The sequence below is a fragment of the Actinomadura logoneensis genome, assembly GCF_003428695.1.
In the GTDB taxonomy this organism is placed as follows: domain Bacteria; phylum Actinomycetota; class Actinomycetes; order Streptosporangiales; family Streptosporangiaceae; genus Spirillospora; species Spirillospora logoneensis.
This window is the reverse complement of sequence record NZ_QURH01000353.1, coordinates 1-541: the sequence shown is the minus strand read 5'-3', so window position 1 is coordinate 541 and position 541 is coordinate 1. Positions and strand designations below refer to the sequence as shown.

Annotated in this window: 1 protein-coding gene; it reads left to right on the top strand. The window is 79.3% G+C overall.

The window, feature by feature from the left end:
* The coding region (locus DZF91_RS22685; protein WP_147341272.1) for a LytTR family DNA-binding domain-containing protein at window positions 1-451 on the top strand (451 nt) is incomplete at its 5' end.
* Window positions 452-541: the final 90 nt, after the last annotated feature.

Below are 541 nucleotides of genomic sequence, written 5' to 3'. Positions count from 1 at the left end.
GAGCGCGCCGGGCGCGCCGGGCGCCCCCGCCGGGGCGCCCGCGGGCGCGGACGACGACGAGATGATCCCGGTGGAGCTCGGCGGCCGGACGCGGCTGGTGTCCCGCCGGTCGGTCACCCACGTCGAGGCGCAGGGCGACTACGTCCGGCTGCACACCGCCGAGGGCAGCTACCTCGTCCGGATGCCGCTCGCCGCGCTCGCCCGCCGGTGGGAGGACTCCGGCTTCATCCGCATCCACCGCAGCACGCTCGTCGCGTCCCAGCACATCACCGAGCTGCGCTTCGACGGCGGGCGCGTCGCCGTCCAGATCGGCGAGGAGCTGCTGCCGGTGAGCCGCCGCCACACCCGCGCCGTCCGCGACCTGCTCGTCCGCCGCTTCCGGCACGGCGAGAGCCCGGACGGCGCGCCGTTCGGCCGCGGCGAGACGCCCCGCCGAGACCTCGATGACTGATCCGCGCCCGCACGGCGGCGCGTCTCCGGGCGGACTCCCCGGCGGCGGTGCGCCGGGGACCGGACCGCACGGCGGGCCGCCGCCCCGGCG